Raw genomic sequence first — 13,491 nt, forward strand, 5'->3', positions numbered from 1 at the left:
GATCGCCGTATTCCCATCCGGCGTATGTCATAAGTTACATGCCGGACCTTAATTGCTGGTTACTCAACCGGAAACGGCGATGATTCCCATTGTGAAAGTACATCAGTGATAATCACGATGACGATACGGAGTCTATCTTCCGCACGACTCTCCGAGGGGCAGTCATGATTCACACGCGCCGAATCCTTCCGCGCACTGGCGGAGTCTCGAATCAAGTTCTAGGGAGCCGTTACTTGAAGCGCGGTGAGTTACTCGGCCTTTCGAAAGGCCGAGAGTCACAGGCGTTGTCGGAATGACGTTCCCAAACCTGAAATCGCAAGTTGTTGCGGCCGGACACCCAAATCAGAGGGCGGCAATCCCGGGTTCAGGATCAACCTGCATGACCTGCTCGATCTCCCCCCACTTGGCTCGGAAGGCGTCGACACAAGCAGGATCGAAATGCGTGCCGCTCGATGCGACGATTTCGGCGAAGGCCTTTTCGATCGGCCAGGCAGGCTTGTAGGGGCGTTCGGAGCACAGCGCGTCAAAGACGTCGGCGATCGCAACTACCCGCGCCTCGACGGGAATATCGGCTCCCGAGAGCCGATCAGGGTAACCGGTGCCGTCCCAACGCTCATGGTGGCTTTGCGCGATTAGTTCGGCAGTCCTGATCAGGTCTGAGGATGCGCCTTCGAGAATTCGGGCACCGATGGTCACATGCTCCCGCATGGTCTTAAACTCATCATCGGTGAGCTTGCCAGGCTTGCTCAGTATCGCATCAGCGATACCAATCTTGCCGATGTCATGGAGAGGCGCGGCAAGGTAGATCGTCCGGCATCGCTGGGGCGACAGCCCAATTCCCTCGGCGATCAACTGGCTGATCTGGGCCACACGAGAGACGTGTTCACCAGTATCTCCGTCGCGATACTCGATGGCGCGGGCGAGCCGCCAGATGATCTCCTCCTCGCGCGCCAGCAGATGGGCGGTAGCCAGCTCGACTTCACGGCTTAGCCAGTTGGCGCGATCAGCCAATTCCACCTGTGCTGCTCGCAATCGGAGGAGGTTGATCACCCGCGCTTCAAGTTCTGTTGGATCGAAGGGTTTGTTGACGAAATCGGTGGCACCAGCGCGGATAGCCTCGATGCGCGTGTGGCGGTCCATATCGGATGTCACCATGACCACCGGCACTAAGCGGTAGCCTTCTTGTTCGCGCAGAATGCTTGTAAACTCCACGCCATCCATGCCGGGCATAACGTGATCGACCAAGAGCAGGTCGAACTGCTGCCGCTTGCAGAGATCTGTCGCCACCACCGGATCAAGGCAGGTTTGGACCTGGACGCCGTCAATCCGTTCAACCAGTGAACCGATCAGCGCCAAGCTCGAGCGGCTGTCGTCCACGATGAGCACACGCATACCCGTCCCCCGAGGTAAGTGCCTGAAGCTACTGGTATTCAGGTTAGGCGACCATTAACTCGCCGAATGCCGCTTCAGCAGGGTTTCTAAAGGGTTAAGTCGCGTCTGAGCGAACAGTGACGGGGGTTCAAAGCGACACACGACAGTGCAGCCTCGATCTGGGCGCAGGCCGGCGGGCTGATTGAGCCGCGCCAATTTGATGTCTATAGCTCTAAGCAGGTTAGACGAGATGAGTACGGGCGCGTCTTAGCTGACGCAGAAGTGGCGGAGACCCATGAGCAAAAAAGCCCTCGTTACCGGCATCACAGGGCAAGACGGCTCCTATCTAGCCGAGCTATTGCTGCAGCAGGGCTACGAGGTGCATGGGATCAAGCGCCGGGCGTCGTCCTTCAATACCCAGCGGATCGATCATCTCTATGAAGATCCCCACACCGCAGCCTCTGGGATGACACTGCACTATGGCGATCTATCGGATACCTCCGGCCTTACCCGCTTGATCAGCGAAATCAAACCCGACGAAGTCTACAATCTAGGAGCGCAGTCACACGTCAAAGTTTCCTTCGAGGCTCCCGAATACACAGCTGACGTTGATGGTATCGGTACCCTGCGGCTGCTGGAGGCGATCCGCTTCTTGGGGTTAGAAAAGAGAACGAGGTTTTATCAGGCGTCGACATCCGAGCTCTACGGACTGGTTCAACAGACACCCCAACGTGAAACCACACCGTTCCATCCCAGGTCGCCATATGCTGTTGCTAAACTCTACGCCTACTGGATCACGGTGAACTATCGAGAAGCCTACGGGATGTATGCCTGCAACGGCATATTGTTCAATCACGAGAGCCCCCGTCGCGGGGAAACCTTCGTGACGCGAAAAATCACACGTGGACTTTGCAACATTGCCCTCGGCCTCGACAAATGTCTCTACCTGGGCAACCTCGATGCTCTCCGCGATTGGGGACACGCCAAAGACTATGTTCGCATGCAGTGGATGATGCTGCAGCAAGAGACGCCCGAGGATTTTGTCATCGCCACGGGACGGCAACACTCGGTCCGCGACTTCATCGTCTGGGCCGCTTCCGATCTTGGCGTAGCGCTCGAATTCACTGGCAGAGGCAGTGATGAGGTTGGAGTAGTCGCAGCGATCGAGGGCGATTTGGCGCCTGAACTTAGGTTGGGCGATGTGATTGTCCGTGTAGATCCCAGGTATTTCAGACCTGCGGAAGTCGAGTCCCTCCTTGGCGATGCTCTGAAGGCTAAGGAAAAATTGGGATGGGTGCCCGAAATCACCGCTCGTGAGATGTGTAGGGAGATGGTCGATTGCGACTACAAGGCTGCACTCCGCTACGGGCTCCTAAAACAGCTTGGCCTTGATCTGCCGGTAAGTCTGGAGGAACGGACACCGTCGCCTGGGCTTGAAGATACGAGACGATCGGAGACGCTATGAGATGACGTATGACCTTCGCGGAAAGCGCGTCTGGGTTGCCGGGCATGGCGGAATGGTGGGCGGGGCGGTGGTCAAACGATTAACTTGCGAACAGTGCGACGTGGTTACCGTCGGTCGCGACGTAGTCGATTTGCGGCGACAGAGCGACGTGGAGGCATTCGTAGCCGACGCGTCTCCCCATGTCATAGTGATCGCGGCCGCTAAGGTCGGGGGGATACTCGCGAACGAGACCCAGCCGGCTGAATTTTTATACGACAATCTCATGATTGAGGCGAACATCATCGCAGCTGCACATGAGAACGAAACAGAGAAGCTGCTGTTTCTGGGATCATCCTGCATATACCCCAAACTTGCGCCGCAGCCGATCCCGGAAGAGGCGTTGCTAGCCGGCCCCCTTGAGCCAACCAATGAGTGGTATGCAGTGGCCAAGATCGCGGGTGTCAAGCTGGCGCAGGCCTACCGACGGCAGTATGGCCGCGATTATGTTTCTGCGATGCCGACCAATCTGTATGGTCCCGGCGACAATTTCGATCTGGCATCCAGTCACGTGCTCCCGGCTTTGATCCGCAAAGCCCACGAGGCTAAGCTTCGTGGCGACAAGACCATCTCGGTTTGGGGTACCGGCTCACCGCGTCGAGAGTTTTTACATGCTGATGATTGTGCCGACGCACTCGTCTTTCTGCTCAAGGAATACTCGGGCGAAAATCACATCAATGTAGGATCGGGTGAGGACATCACCATTCTTGAGCTAACGAGGCTGGTCTGCGACATAGTCGGCTTTGACGGCGAGATCTTGCTTGATCCCACTAAGCCTGACGGCACACCACGCAAGTTAATGAACAGCAACAAGCTCCTTGATCTAGGATGGCGGCCAAGGATCCCGCTTCCAACAGGCATCCAGCAAACCTATGACTGGTACGTCAGACACGCCCCTCGTGAAGCGTTTGCCGATATTGGGTAGCGGAGCGGGCAGTTGCCTTTGCCATATCTACCAATCCCAAGCGGTGGAGCTTGGCGACGGGTGCTTGACGCGCCCAGCGATATCCCGCATCTATCATGCCGTTGCGGGTGTAGCTCAATGGTAGAGCAGAAGCTTCCCAAGCTTACGACGAGGGTTCGATTCCCTTCACCCGCTCCAGTTCCCACACAGCCGCCGTTGACGGCGCCGCAGCAGAGTAGACCTCCGTGGCTACCCGAAGCTGCCCGTGCGAGCGATTGTAGGAACGTCACCCACGCTACCTAGTACGCATAGCAGCTTCGCCGCACAGCAAGTGGGCCATGCTGCGCTTTGGGAGTGCTGTCTTCAACAAGTGCCGCCGGCGCTACACTATTCGCTACCTCGTCTTGAACAGTGTTGGCGCCAAATATGCGAAGAATCGCGTCGAGGTCGACTCGCTCTACTTCCACATTCTCATCAACTCATCAGCAGCCGCAGCCAAGGCCGTAGCTGGGCAGAGTGCCCGCCCGACGAGGTTCGACAAGGAACAGCAGGAACCGTGCCTTTCACCCGGCGTTTGCCTCGCAATCAGGGTTACAAGAAGCATGTGCACAAACTGCCTATCCCGAAAGCAATCGGCTGCCAGCGTGGACCTGGCTCGGCGAAAAACGCTGCTTTTGGTCGGTTCGGCAGCTCTCGTTCCCGTGGTCGGCGGGTGCGACCGCATCTCGGAAATTCCTGGCCGACTTATTCCCGACGGAATGGTCGAACAGATGGGTAGCGAAAGCTGGCAGCGTATTGTCGCGCAAACGGCTCTCTCCACAAACCCAGAGTATATCAGCACGGCAGCTGAGATCACTGGGCGACTACTTGCTGCGGCCGGAGAGACACCAACCTCCTGGGAAGTGCGCGTTTTCGCCGGAGCGGAAGTGAACGCCTTTGCTCTACCTGGCGGCAAGATCGGCATTTACGAAGGGATGTTTAGCGTCGCCGAACTGCCCGATCAGTTAGCTGCAGTCATCGGTCACGAGATCGGTCACAACACCGCCCAACACTCCGAGGAGCGCATCGCTGCTGCCTTGGCGCAGGAGCTAGGCCTGCGCCTGGTTAGCACGGCGCTGCAGCTGGGTGACGTCGCCTACGCCAACGAGATTGCTGCCCTTCTTGGTGTTGGCGTCGAGTTCGGTCTCGTCCTTCCCTACTCGCGCAGACAGGAACTGGAGGCCGATCGCATCGGATTGTCGGTGATGGATCAGGCGGGATACGACCCCTACCAAGCGATTACGCTTTGGCAAAGGATGGCAGCCATGGCCGGTACTCGTGGCCCCGCCTTCTTGTCGACGCACCCCGATCCGGAACGCCGCATTGAAGCCTTAAGCGCGATTCTTGAAGAAGGTAGCGACTTTTGATCTGCCTAGTTCTTGCAAAGTAAGTTGCTGTAGTCATGCCCGCGATTTCGCGGGAGCAAGAATGAGGGGCGTCAACCAGCACTGGCCAAGAGGGGCTTTTCCTCCACGGGGTGTCTCGGTATCGTGGAACTTGCGGTAATCCGCAGAGTTCGCACTAGGTCTCACAAGGAAGAGGTTTGCAGGCCCGACATGACTTGGCTGATGCTCGTTGGTGGATTGGTTTTGCTTCTGGTTGGCGGCGAGCTTTTGGTGCGGGGCGCCGTTCGCGTGGCCAGCCAACTCGGCGTCTCCCCCCTGATCATAGGACTGACACTTGTCGGCTTCGGCACCTCGACGCCAGAACTGGTCACGTCCGTGCAGGCAGCGATGAACGGCTCGCCCGGTATCGCCTTTGGCAACATTGTCGGCTCGAACATTGCCAATCTACTGCTGATCCTGGGAGCATCGGCGCTGGTCTCCCCCATCATCGTCCAATCCTCAGCTCTGCGCCGCGATGCAGTCGTGATGGTGGCTGTCGCGATTGTCTTCGCCATGCTGTCGCCGCTGTTCCCGCTGGGGCGGCTTATCGGTATTTTGTTTGTCGCCGCTCTGGGTATCTACATCTATGTTGCCTTCCGGCAGGAGGCGGCCGCCACGGCGACACACGGAGCTGCCTTTGACAAGAGTGCTGCGGCCCAGGGGGCCGATCCGGCTCTTGCCCCGGTTCCCCCACAGGGCGGCTCGCTCGTGGTGCCGCTCCTGACGTCACTATTGGGCTTGGGCATCGTCGTCGTTGGCGGCTATTTCCTCGTCAATGGTGCCGTTGCCCTGGCGCGCTCCTTTGGTATTTCCGAGACTATTATCGGCCTCACCATCGTGGCTGTGGGCACCTCGATGCCAGAACTGGTCACCTCGCTTGTGGCGGCGGTGCGGCGTGAAGCAGATGTGGCCTTTGGCAACATTATCGGCTCCAACATCTACAATATTCTGGGGATCGGTGGCGTTACGGCGCTGATCACGCCCTCTCAGGTGCCCCCGCAAATCGCCGGCTTTGACAACATCGTCATGGTAGCGGTCTCCGCCTTGGTCGTCGTGCTCGCCTATACCGGACGACGTCTCGCACGCTGGGAAGGCGCGGTCCTCGTTGCTGGCTATATCGTCTATGTGTGGTGGCTCTGGCCCTAGGGCCCGAGGCTACGCCATAGGTCGGGCCATTCTACTTACCCTGAGGATTTCCGCCTTGCTTCACGCCGTTACGCTGGCTCTAGATGTCGCGGCGATCGCCGCAGCTCTGGTGGCGTCCTGGCTATGGTATCGAGCCGGGCAACGGCAGACGCGCCGGATCTCCCGGCTCGAAGTTCTGGACGCGGCAGACCTCAACCGTGTTGTCACCGCTATTAATCGCAGTGCCATCCTCAATAAGCGCGCAGCACTCGCCTCTGCATTCTCCGCAGCGTGTTTTGCACTCCGCTTCGCGGCAACCCTGCTGATTGACCTTGTAGAGCTTGGCTAACTCCACCGACGATGCCACTAAGATCACGCGCAACTCTCAAGGTAGCTGCGCGGCTGGCAAGCTATGGGGCTAATATTGGCACAGACTTCATGATGGAAGGGCTCAATGGGATCTGACCTAAGCGACCTTGTTTTACCGCTACTGGCAATCGAGGGCTTTCCACTGCTCGACATCGTGGCTTCGGCGGCTCTGCTCGCCCTCCTTGTGGTGATCCGCCTCGTTGCCACCCGCATGCTCCGGAGCAAGACAGAAGCCAGCCCGCATATTCAGCGGCGATGGGCCGCAACCATCCGCAATATCTTGTTCTTCCTTGGCCTGATTGGCTTGGTGCTGATCTGGGCCCCGCAACTGCGTACCTTTGCCCTCTCGCTGACCGCTGTTGCCGTGGCCCTCGTGGTCGCCACCAAGGAGCTTATCCTGTGTTTTTCAGGGTCGTTCCTGCGCGCCTCGACTCGATCCTTCGCCATCGGCGATGGGATCGAAATCGGCACCATCCGAGGCGAGGTTGTGGACCACAACATCTTCGTCACCGCGTTGCACGAGTTTGACGGTAATGCTCAGTCTTTCCAGTTCACTGGCCGGACTGTGGTGGTTCCGAACAGCATCCTGCTCAACACTCCGGTGCGCAATTTTTCGCTCTTGCGAGAGTTCACCTATCATAGCTTCTCGCTGACCCTTGAGCCAACAGCGAATGTATTCGAGCACCAGGATATGATCGAGGCGACCGTCGAGCAACACTATGCCCCGCACCGAGAACGAGCCGCTCAGGTCAATGCCGCTATCGAGCGGCGCAGCTCTGTCGACCTGAAGGATGCACTAGTGGCCGTGCGTTTTGGCACCACCGACATCGGCAGGTACCGCGTCACCATCACCCTGTTTTGCCCCAGCAGCGCCGCCGAGACACTGGAGCGGCAGATCACCTGCGATCTCATGAGCCGCCTGCACGATCTAGCGCGGCAGGCAGTTTCCGAAGGCGAGCAGGCCAGTCCAGCGGGAGAGTAAGCTCACGATCTAGGGTGCTGTGCAAGCAGACTGGCGTTCCACTCTTCCGCCCCTGGGCTAGTAGGCGCCTAGTGAACCAGCAGGCGAGCCGCCGCGAATCCTGCAAAGAAAACGGCCGTCGTGATGCAGAAGACCAATGTGAGCCGTTTCTCGATGAATGCTCTGACAGGTGGTCCAAACCAGTAGAGCAGCGCGGCAACCGCATAGAACCGGATACCCCGCGCAACGACAGCAGCAACGAGAAAAATCGGGAGGTCCATGCCCGTTGCACCGCTGGCGATCGTTATCACCTTGAATGGGAACGGAGTCAGACCAGCCATCAAGACGATAGCAGGACCCCACTCATGGTAAGCCTCGGCGAAGTCGCTGAACCGCTCTCCATAGCCGTAGAAATTCAGTACCGGCATGGCCAATTGCTCGAACAGCACGGCACCAATTGCGTATCCCAAGACCGCCCCAGCAACCGAAGCAAGGGTGCATATGAGCGCTATTCGCCATGCGCGTTGACGATCTGCCAAGACCATGGGCAAGAGCAGAACATCGGGGGGAATGGGGAAAAATGAGCTCTCGGCGAAGGACACTACTGCCAGACCAATGTTCGCACGAGGACTGCTCGCCAGCGACATGGTCCAGTGATAGAGAGCTCTCAGCATGCTTGGGCTCCTGCTCAAACCAGCTTGGTAATCAGAAGTGCGATCAGCAGCAGCCCCAAGGCCACTCGGTAGATGACAAAGGGGGTATAGTTCTGCCGCGCCAGCCAGCGCATCAAGAGCGCGATTGATATGAGGGCGCTGACAAAAGCCAGCAGCCCGCCCCAGATCGCATAAGTGGTGAACGCTGCATCGCCGCTTTGCGCGAGGTCAAAGGTGCTAAGTGTTCCAGCGCCCAAAATGGCGGGAATGGCCATCAACATCGCCAGCCGGGCGGAAAGCGGCCGGTCGAGCCTGATAAGGCGCGCTGCCGTCATGCAGATGCCCGACCGGCTGACGCCCGGGATAATTGCCAGGCATTGCGCCAGACCAACTATCAGAGCGTCTCTATAGGACACTTCAGATATGCTTCGCCGCCCTACCGGACGGCGGTCCGCAACAAAGAGCAGCACGCCGAAAGTTAGAGTTGTCCCGGCGATGATGGCAACAGATCGCCCGGCATCGATGATCAAGTCTTTGAGGAGTAGCCCTGCGGCTACGAGTGGCAGGCTGGCCACGATGAGAACGCCCAAAGTTTGCGCTGCAGTGCTTCTTCGCATCATCAGCGCGTCACGTAGCCCCCCTAGCAGCATCAGCATGTCGCGCCAGAAGTAGACGATGATAGCCCCAAGGGAGCCGACATGAAGAGAGACGTCCAGCGAGAGCTCCTCTGCCGCAGATAAGGACAGAGGGGCTAGGCCAGCGGACTGCAACAGCGTTCGACCCAGGATCAAATGTCCTGATGAACTCACTGGCAAAAACTCAGTGATGCCTTGGACTAGCGCCAGAAAAGCGAGCTCGACACCTTCCACTTCGCCCTCTTTCCGTTTTGCAGCTTTGGATTGCCTACACTCTGGTACGCAAAACCCACAGGAGAGGTCGAAGTGGCCTGTCGTCGCAGCCTGATGAGCGCAACGGTGCGGTTTGCTCTCCAAGGCAGTTATCATTGCCAAGAGGAGCACCTGGCAAAGAGGCAGGCGCCTGTGGCGACAATTTGGGAACCATCACCCCGTCGTTCTATTGAGGTAAAAACCACTTCCCCGAGCCGTCCTAGAGCGCTGACGAACACGATGATGGAGTGACCATGACTGACCCTGCCGCGCCTGCCGGAAAAGACAACGGCCTGGATCAACTCGAAAGGCAGGCCGAGCAACATCGGGCGGATTTCGCTCAGACCGTTGAAGAACTACGCCGTCGCATATCGCCCAAAGCTATTAAGGCCGACCTGAGGCGGCGCACCACAGGCATCGGTAAAGGAATGCTCGCCGGTCTGGAGCAAAGGGCCTTGGATAACCCTCTCCAAGCTGCGGCGTTAGGCGCAGGCGTGGCTTATCCGGTGTGGCGCATTCTTCAGAACCTGCCAGCGCCGATACTGCTCCTAGGTGCCGGGGTTGCCTTAGCGGGGCGTGGCTCGAACGAGAAGGCAGAGCGGGTTCGCTCGTCGAACTCTGGTCAGGTCACCTCTTTATCCGAACCAGCCCAAGTCGATGAGCACGCCGGCGAGGTGACCAAATCCAACTCCCGGGCCGTCTCCACCGCCTCGTCCTACGCCTCATCCACCTATCAAGCGGGCGCCGAGGCGTCTGCAGAAGCTGCGCGAAAAGCTGCCGACGCCGGCCGCGCGACGCGCGATAGCGTTGATGAAACGATTGAGCGATACCCTCTGGTGGTTACTGGTGCCGGTTTACTGTTGGGCGCGGCTCTTGCGGCCTGCCTTCCCTCGAGCCGAACCGAGCGCCAGCTCTTCGGGGAGACAAGCGATCGGCTCAAGGATCAGGCGCGGGGAACCGTAGCCCACGCTTTGGACGAGGTTACGGCAGCGGGCGAACGGATCGTCGAAAACACTCTGGATGAAGCGCAAGAACAAGGGCTCACTCCGAGTAATGCGCAAAGGGCGCTGCGGAAGGCTGGCGGTTCGGCGCGAGCGGTTGCCGATCGCGCCAGCGGTGCAGCGTTCGACGAGGAGGCTGCCTCGCCTGGAGAGAAGGCAGCCAGCAATACCAGCAGCAAGCAAGACGATAGCTAACCACGCGGAATGGAGCGCTTCATGAGCGACGATCAAGCGAAAAGCGAGCAGACCAAGCCCAGCCGACCAAAAACCGAGGCAAGGAAGCCAGCAGGAGCCAGCGCTGCTGCGTCTCCCTCCAAACGCCTCAAGGCAAAAGCCAAGTCCAGCGAGAAAGCGGCGGCTGAGACGTCGGCCACCGTTCGTCATGAAGTCGAGGACATCACGTCCGACCTTAGCGAAAAGGCGCGGAAGACCGCATCCAACACGGCGGCGCGTCTGCGTGATGCCGTAGAGGAGCAGAAGACAGCGGGCGCCGAGCGCGCCAAGGGAATTGCGGGTGCCATCAACAGGGCCGCCGGTGAGCTCGACGACGAAATTCCGCTCGCGGCGCATTATGTGCGCAAGGCTGCCGAGGAACTCGAGCATCTCTCTGAGGAGGTGCGCGAACGCGATGCTGGAGAAATTCTGTCGATAGTGGAGGATTTTGCCCGGCGAAAGCCCACTATGGTGCTTGGGGCTACCGCGCTTGTGGGATTTGCAGCAGTCCGGTTTCTTATGACATCTGCGCCATCGCGCCGAGTATCGCCAGATTTCGGTGGGACGCCAACACGATCAGCCACGCGCCAAACGCGTGCTGACCAAGCAACTGAGGCAACGCGGACGGCGTCGGAAGCTAGTGGCCAAAGCGCGCCCGTTGCATCCGGTGATCCGGGCGGTGTGTCACCGCAAGCGCCTGGCTTTGGGTCCACAGCGTCTACTTCTGATTCCAAAGAGTCTTGAGGCCAGCGATGTCTATGTCCACGGACGATGCCTCTCTTGGCACTCTCTTCTCCGAAGCGCTGAGCCAGCTGCGGGCGCTGCTGCGCACCGAGGTGCAGTTAGCCAAGTCGGAGTTGTCCAAGAAGGCTTCAAATGCCGGGCTGGCCTTGGCCATGCTGGCCGCAGGCGCTGCCTTCGCGCTTGCCACCATTGTCATGCTCCTGTTCACCGTTGCCGCGCTGCTTGCCGATGCGGGGGTGCCCTCAGGATTAGCGGCGCTTCTCGCTACCCTGCTGGGAGCCTTGGTGACCATCGGCCTCTCCTGGGCAGGACTCCAGAGGCTGAAGGCCAAGGCGCTCATTCCAGAGCGCACGATACGTCAACTTCGTCATGATGCGGCGGCAGCGAAAGGACGATTCTGATGAGCACCACACGTTTCGAGGCAAACCAGGCGCCTGTCCGCGTCGTCGAGGAAGAGATCGTCGTCACCACTAAGGCTCCCTCCTCCGAACCCACCCCACGGAGCTTCGCCCAGAGAATCGGCGAAGCCGCACGCGACAAACCTGCATCGGCAGCGCTTATCACCATGGGGGTTGCCTGGCTCTTTACCGGCGGCGGCAAGGTGTCGCTATTCTCTGGGAACAGAAGAGAGAGACACCTCCAGGACTACCGGATCGCCGTGTTGGATCCGGATTATGCGCCAGCGCGATACCGGCACGATGCATTGGCATCGTCTGTACATGCTAGCGGCGACACCCTGCAGCGTGCCGGCACAGCCGCTGCCGACCAGGCGAGGCGGGCTGAGGCCAAGATTGGCGCCGCTTCCTCCGCCGCTGCATCGGCGGTGGATGATGGGGCCTCCGCGCTGGGTCATGGCGTTTCAGCAGCTGGCTCCGCAGCATCTGAAGCTGCCTCACACGCTTATGGCGGATTTGAAGCGGCTACTCACGCGGCGTATCGCACCTCGCGCAAAGCCGCTGTCGGAGCCCGCCGCGAGGCCGAGCATTTGCAGCAGACGCTGGGTTCGTTTTTCGAAAGCCAGCCTTTGGCTGTGGGCTTGCTCGGACTTGCCGTTGGTGCGGGGATCGCCGCCACCCTGCCGAAAACCCAGACTGAGCAGGAACTGTTGGGTGAAAGCAGCGACGCGGTGAAGGGTCAGGCTTATCAACTGGTGTCAGAACAAATGGCGAGCGCCAGGCGCGTCGCAGACCTGGCACTCGAGGAGGCGGCGCGCGAGGCTAGAGCCCAAGGGCTGTCGGAAGACACGATCGCCGATGTCGTTCGCACTTTTAGCGAGAAACTGACCGACGTCACCGCTACGGCCACCGATAGCCTCAACATGGAGATCGGGAAGGCCGGTTCGACCAAAAAAACGTAATGCTGCCTGCTCTGCCGTTTCGATGCGCGGCATTGGGCTGTGACAAGGATTGGTCCTGAACAATGGACCAATCCTTTTGTATTTAAACGGTCAGGGGTAGGCTCCTGACGACAAGCGTGCAGTACTGGTGGCGTTAATTATCGCGAACCACGCCTGCAGCAGCCGCTTCCTTGCGATTACACCACCCGCAGTGCAGGCCGTCGCTGGGCTCCTTGGGAAAGATGAACGTCCCATCCTGCTTCAGCCGGTGTGGCAACGAGGACATAGCGAAAGCGCTGGGCCAATGGGCGGAGTTGTTCAAGCGCCTCTGCTGAGACGCTCCTGCGGATTACCGGTTCGGCTTGCGCCATCAGAACACAAATTGCCCCTACCTCTATTCCAAGGTCGAAATCGGGTCCGCGTCCCGGAAACCGAACCCGTACATCGTCTAAAATCTCGATCTGGCGCATCATTCCGACCTTGGCACATCTCCATGGAAAGCTGATCGTGGTGAACGGCAGGTTAATTCCGCCGGTCACAACTTCCCCCCATGCGGAACCATGCGGATTCGGCGCCGTTGGCCAACCTCGAAACGGAACGAGGCCCATGTCGAGTGATCAAGACAAACTCACCATCGCCGAAGAGACCGCGTACGCTGAAAAGCAAGACGTAGTCACTGGGCGGGTTCGAATTACCACCCGCACTGAGACCAAAGATGAGCTGGTCGAAGCGCTGCTGGCCCGGGAAGAAGTTTCTGTAGAGCGGGTTGCAGTAGAACGCGACGTCGACGTCGTCCCAGATGTACGTACCGAAGGGGACGTCACAATTGTACCTTTGGTTGAAGAAGTGCTGGTCGTCGAGAAGCGCCTGCGGCTGCGCGAGGAGCTCCACATCCGCCGTACTGTTTCGCAAGACCCCGTAGAGGTGCCGGTCACCCTGCGCAAGCAACGGGCCGAAATACACCGCGATGGTCCAAACCAAAACAACGAAGAGGAAATTTGA

General features: G+C 59.1%; 15 protein-coding genes and 1 tRNA gene. 12 read left to right on the forward strand and 4 right to left on the reverse strand.

What is annotated here, in order from left to right; translation table 11 throughout:
- Window positions 1–342: 342 nt before the first annotated feature.
- The gene (locus QOV41_RS17425; protein WP_284578092.1) at window positions 343–1,392 is read right to left on the reverse strand and encodes an HD domain-containing phosphohydrolase; all 1,050 of its coding nucleotides are present in this window, start codon (window positions 1,390–1,392) and stop codon (window positions 343–345) included.
- A 274-nt stretch (window positions 1,393–1,666) separates the two neighbouring features.
- Between QOV41_RS17425 and gmd the strand changes: the two genes are divergently transcribed.
- The 7 genes from gmd to QOV41_RS17460 all read left to right on the forward strand — a co-directional run bounded on the left by gmd (window position 1,667) and on the right by QOV41_RS17460 (window position 7,676).
- Complete coding sequence (gmd, locus tag QOV41_RS17430; protein ID WP_284578093.1) at window positions 1,667–2,836, forward strand: GDP-mannose 4,6-dehydratase; 1,170 nt, start codon at window positions 1,667–1,669, stop codon at window positions 2,834–2,836.
- Window position 2,837: 1 nt separating this feature from the next.
- Window positions 2,838–3,797: a GDP-L-fucose synthase gene (gene fcl / locus QOV41_RS17435; RefSeq protein WP_284578095.1), complete on the forward strand. Its 960-nt coding sequence runs from the start codon at window positions 2,838–2,840 to the stop codon at window positions 3,795–3,797.
- Window positions 3,798–3,900: 103 nt separating this feature from the next.
- Window positions 3,901–3,974: transfer RNA gene (locus tag QOV41_RS17440), tRNA-Gly, on the forward strand.
- Window positions 3,975–4,114: 140 nt separating this feature from the next.
- Window positions 4,115–5,182, forward strand: a complete 1,068-nt coding sequence (locus QOV41_RS17445) for a M48 family metallopeptidase (RefSeq protein WP_284578097.1) — start codon at window positions 4,115–4,117, stop codon at window positions 5,180–5,182.
- A 189-nt stretch (window positions 5,183–5,371) separates the two neighbouring features.
- Window positions 5,372–6,346, forward strand: coding sequence for a calcium/sodium antiporter (locus QOV41_RS17450; RefSeq protein ID WP_284578099.1), 975 nt, complete (start codon window positions 5,372–5,374; stop codon window positions 6,344–6,346).
- Between the two features lie 55 nt (window positions 6,347–6,401).
- The gene (locus tag QOV41_RS17455) at window positions 6,402–6,674 is read left to right on the forward strand and encodes a hypothetical protein (RefSeq protein WP_284578100.1); all 273 of its coding nucleotides are present in this window, start codon (window positions 6,402–6,404) and stop codon (window positions 6,672–6,674) included.
- A 105-nt stretch (window positions 6,675–6,779) separates the two neighbouring features.
- Window positions 6,780–7,676 (forward strand): mechanosensitive ion channel domain-containing protein, encoded by an 897-nt coding sequence (locus QOV41_RS17460; protein ID WP_284578101.1) that lies wholly within the window; start codon window positions 6,780–6,782, stop codon window positions 7,674–7,676.
- A gap of 68 nt (window positions 7,677–7,744) precedes the next feature.
- On the opposite strand, the gene QOV41_RS17465 is transcribed toward QOV41_RS17460, so the two are convergent.
- Entirely contained in the window at window positions 7,745–8,329 is a 585-nt protein-coding gene (locus tag QOV41_RS17465) for a YqaA family protein (protein WP_284578102.1), read from the reverse strand.
- A 14-nt stretch (window positions 8,330–8,343) separates the two neighbouring features.
- Window positions 8,344–9,177: an undecaprenyl-diphosphate phosphatase gene (locus QOV41_RS17470; protein WP_284578104.1), complete on the reverse strand. Its 834-nt coding sequence runs from the start codon at window positions 9,175–9,177 to the stop codon at window positions 8,344–8,346.
- A 272-nt stretch (window positions 9,178–9,449) separates the two neighbouring features.
- Between QOV41_RS17470 and QOV41_RS17475 the strand changes: the two genes are divergently transcribed.
- From QOV41_RS17475 to QOV41_RS17490, 4 genes are read left to right on the forward strand one after another with little or no spacing between them, the layout of a single operon-like run.
- Window positions 9,450–10,391 carry a DUF3618 domain-containing protein gene (locus tag QOV41_RS17475; protein WP_284578105.1) on the forward strand — a complete coding sequence of 314 codons (942 nt, stop codon included), beginning with the start codon at window positions 9,450–9,452 and terminating at the stop codon, window positions 10,389–10,391.
- A gap of 21 nt (window positions 10,392–10,412) precedes the next feature.
- The gene (locus tag QOV41_RS17480) at window positions 10,413–11,153 is read left to right on the forward strand and encodes a hypothetical protein (protein WP_284578106.1); all 741 of its coding nucleotides are present in this window, start codon (window positions 10,413–10,415) and stop codon (window positions 11,151–11,153) included.
- 8 nt (window positions 11,154–11,161) lie between these two features.
- Window positions 11,162–11,554, forward strand: coding sequence for a phage holin family protein (locus QOV41_RS17485; protein ID WP_284578108.1), 393 nt, complete (start codon window positions 11,162–11,164; stop codon window positions 11,552–11,554).
- Window positions 11,554–12,510 (forward strand): hypothetical protein, encoded by a 957-nt coding sequence (locus tag QOV41_RS17490; protein ID WP_284578110.1) that lies wholly within the window; start codon window positions 11,554–11,556, stop codon window positions 12,508–12,510. The genes QOV41_RS17485 and QOV41_RS17490 overlap by 1 nt, the downstream gene beginning before the upstream one ends.
- A gap of 176 nt (window positions 12,511–12,686) precedes the next feature.
- Here the strand turns inward: QOV41_RS17490 and QOV41_RS17495 are convergent, their stop codons facing one another.
- On the reverse strand, window positions 12,687–13,028 hold the full coding sequence (locus tag QOV41_RS17495) for a hypothetical protein (RefSeq protein ID WP_284578112.1): 342 nt from the start codon (window positions 13,026–13,028) through the stop codon (window positions 12,687–12,689).
- Window positions 13,029–13,095: 67 nt separating this feature from the next.
- Here QOV41_RS17495 and QOV41_RS17500 point away from each other — a divergent pair, with 67 nt between their 5' ends.
- On the forward strand, window positions 13,096–13,491 hold the full coding sequence (locus tag QOV41_RS17500; protein ID WP_284578114.1) for a YsnF/AvaK domain-containing protein: 396 nt from the start codon (window positions 13,096–13,098) through the stop codon (window positions 13,489–13,491).

The organism is Devosia sp. RR2S18 (assembly GCF_030177755.1).
Taxonomy (GTDB): Bacteria; Pseudomonadota; Alphaproteobacteria; order Rhizobiales; family Devosiaceae; genus Devosia; species Devosia rhizosphaerae.

Bases quoted from the DNA above. Each gene is read 5' to 3' on its own strand.
- QOV41_RS17425 (WP_284578092.1), bottom strand. From the start codon at position 1,392: ATGCGTGTGCTCATCGTGGACGACAGCCGCTCGAGCTTGGCGCTGATC.
- fcl (WP_284578095.1), top strand. From the start codon at position 2,838: ATGACGTATGACCTTCGCGGAAAGCGCGTCTGGGTTGCCGGGCATGGC.
- QOV41_RS17490 (WP_284578110.1), top strand. From the start codon at position 11,554: ATGAGCACCACACGTTTCGAGGCAAACCAGGCGCCTGTCCGCGTCGTC.
- QOV41_RS17480 (WP_284578106.1), top strand. From the start codon at position 10,413: ATGAGCGACGATCAAGCGAAAAGCGAGCAGACCAAGCCCAGCCGACCA.
- QOV41_RS17445 (WP_284578097.1), top strand. From the start codon at position 4,115: ATGCTGCGCTTTGGGAGTGCTGTCTTCAACAAGTGCCGCCGGCGCTAC.
- QOV41_RS17500 (WP_284578114.1), top strand. From the start codon at position 13,096: ATGTCGAGTGATCAAGACAAACTCACCATCGCCGAAGAGACCGCGTAC.
- QOV41_RS17450 (WP_284578099.1), top strand. From the start codon at position 5,372: ATGACTTGGCTGATGCTCGTTGGTGGATTGGTTTTGCTTCTGGTTGGC.
- gmd (WP_284578093.1), top strand. From the start codon at position 1,667: ATGAGCAAAAAAGCCCTCGTTACCGGCATCACAGGGCAAGACGGCTCC.
- QOV41_RS17485 (WP_284578108.1), top strand. From the start codon at position 11,162: ATGTCTATGTCCACGGACGATGCCTCTCTTGGCACTCTCTTCTCCGAA.
- QOV41_RS17475 (WP_284578105.1), top strand. From the start codon at position 9,450: ATGACTGACCCTGCCGCGCCTGCCGGAAAAGACAACGGCCTGGATCAA.
- QOV41_RS17465 (WP_284578102.1), bottom strand. From the start codon at position 8,329: ATGCTGAGAGCTCTCTATCACTGGACCATGTCGCTGGCGAGCAGTCCT.
- QOV41_RS17460 (WP_284578101.1), top strand. From the start codon at position 6,780: ATGGGATCTGACCTAAGCGACCTTGTTTTACCGCTACTGGCAATCGAG.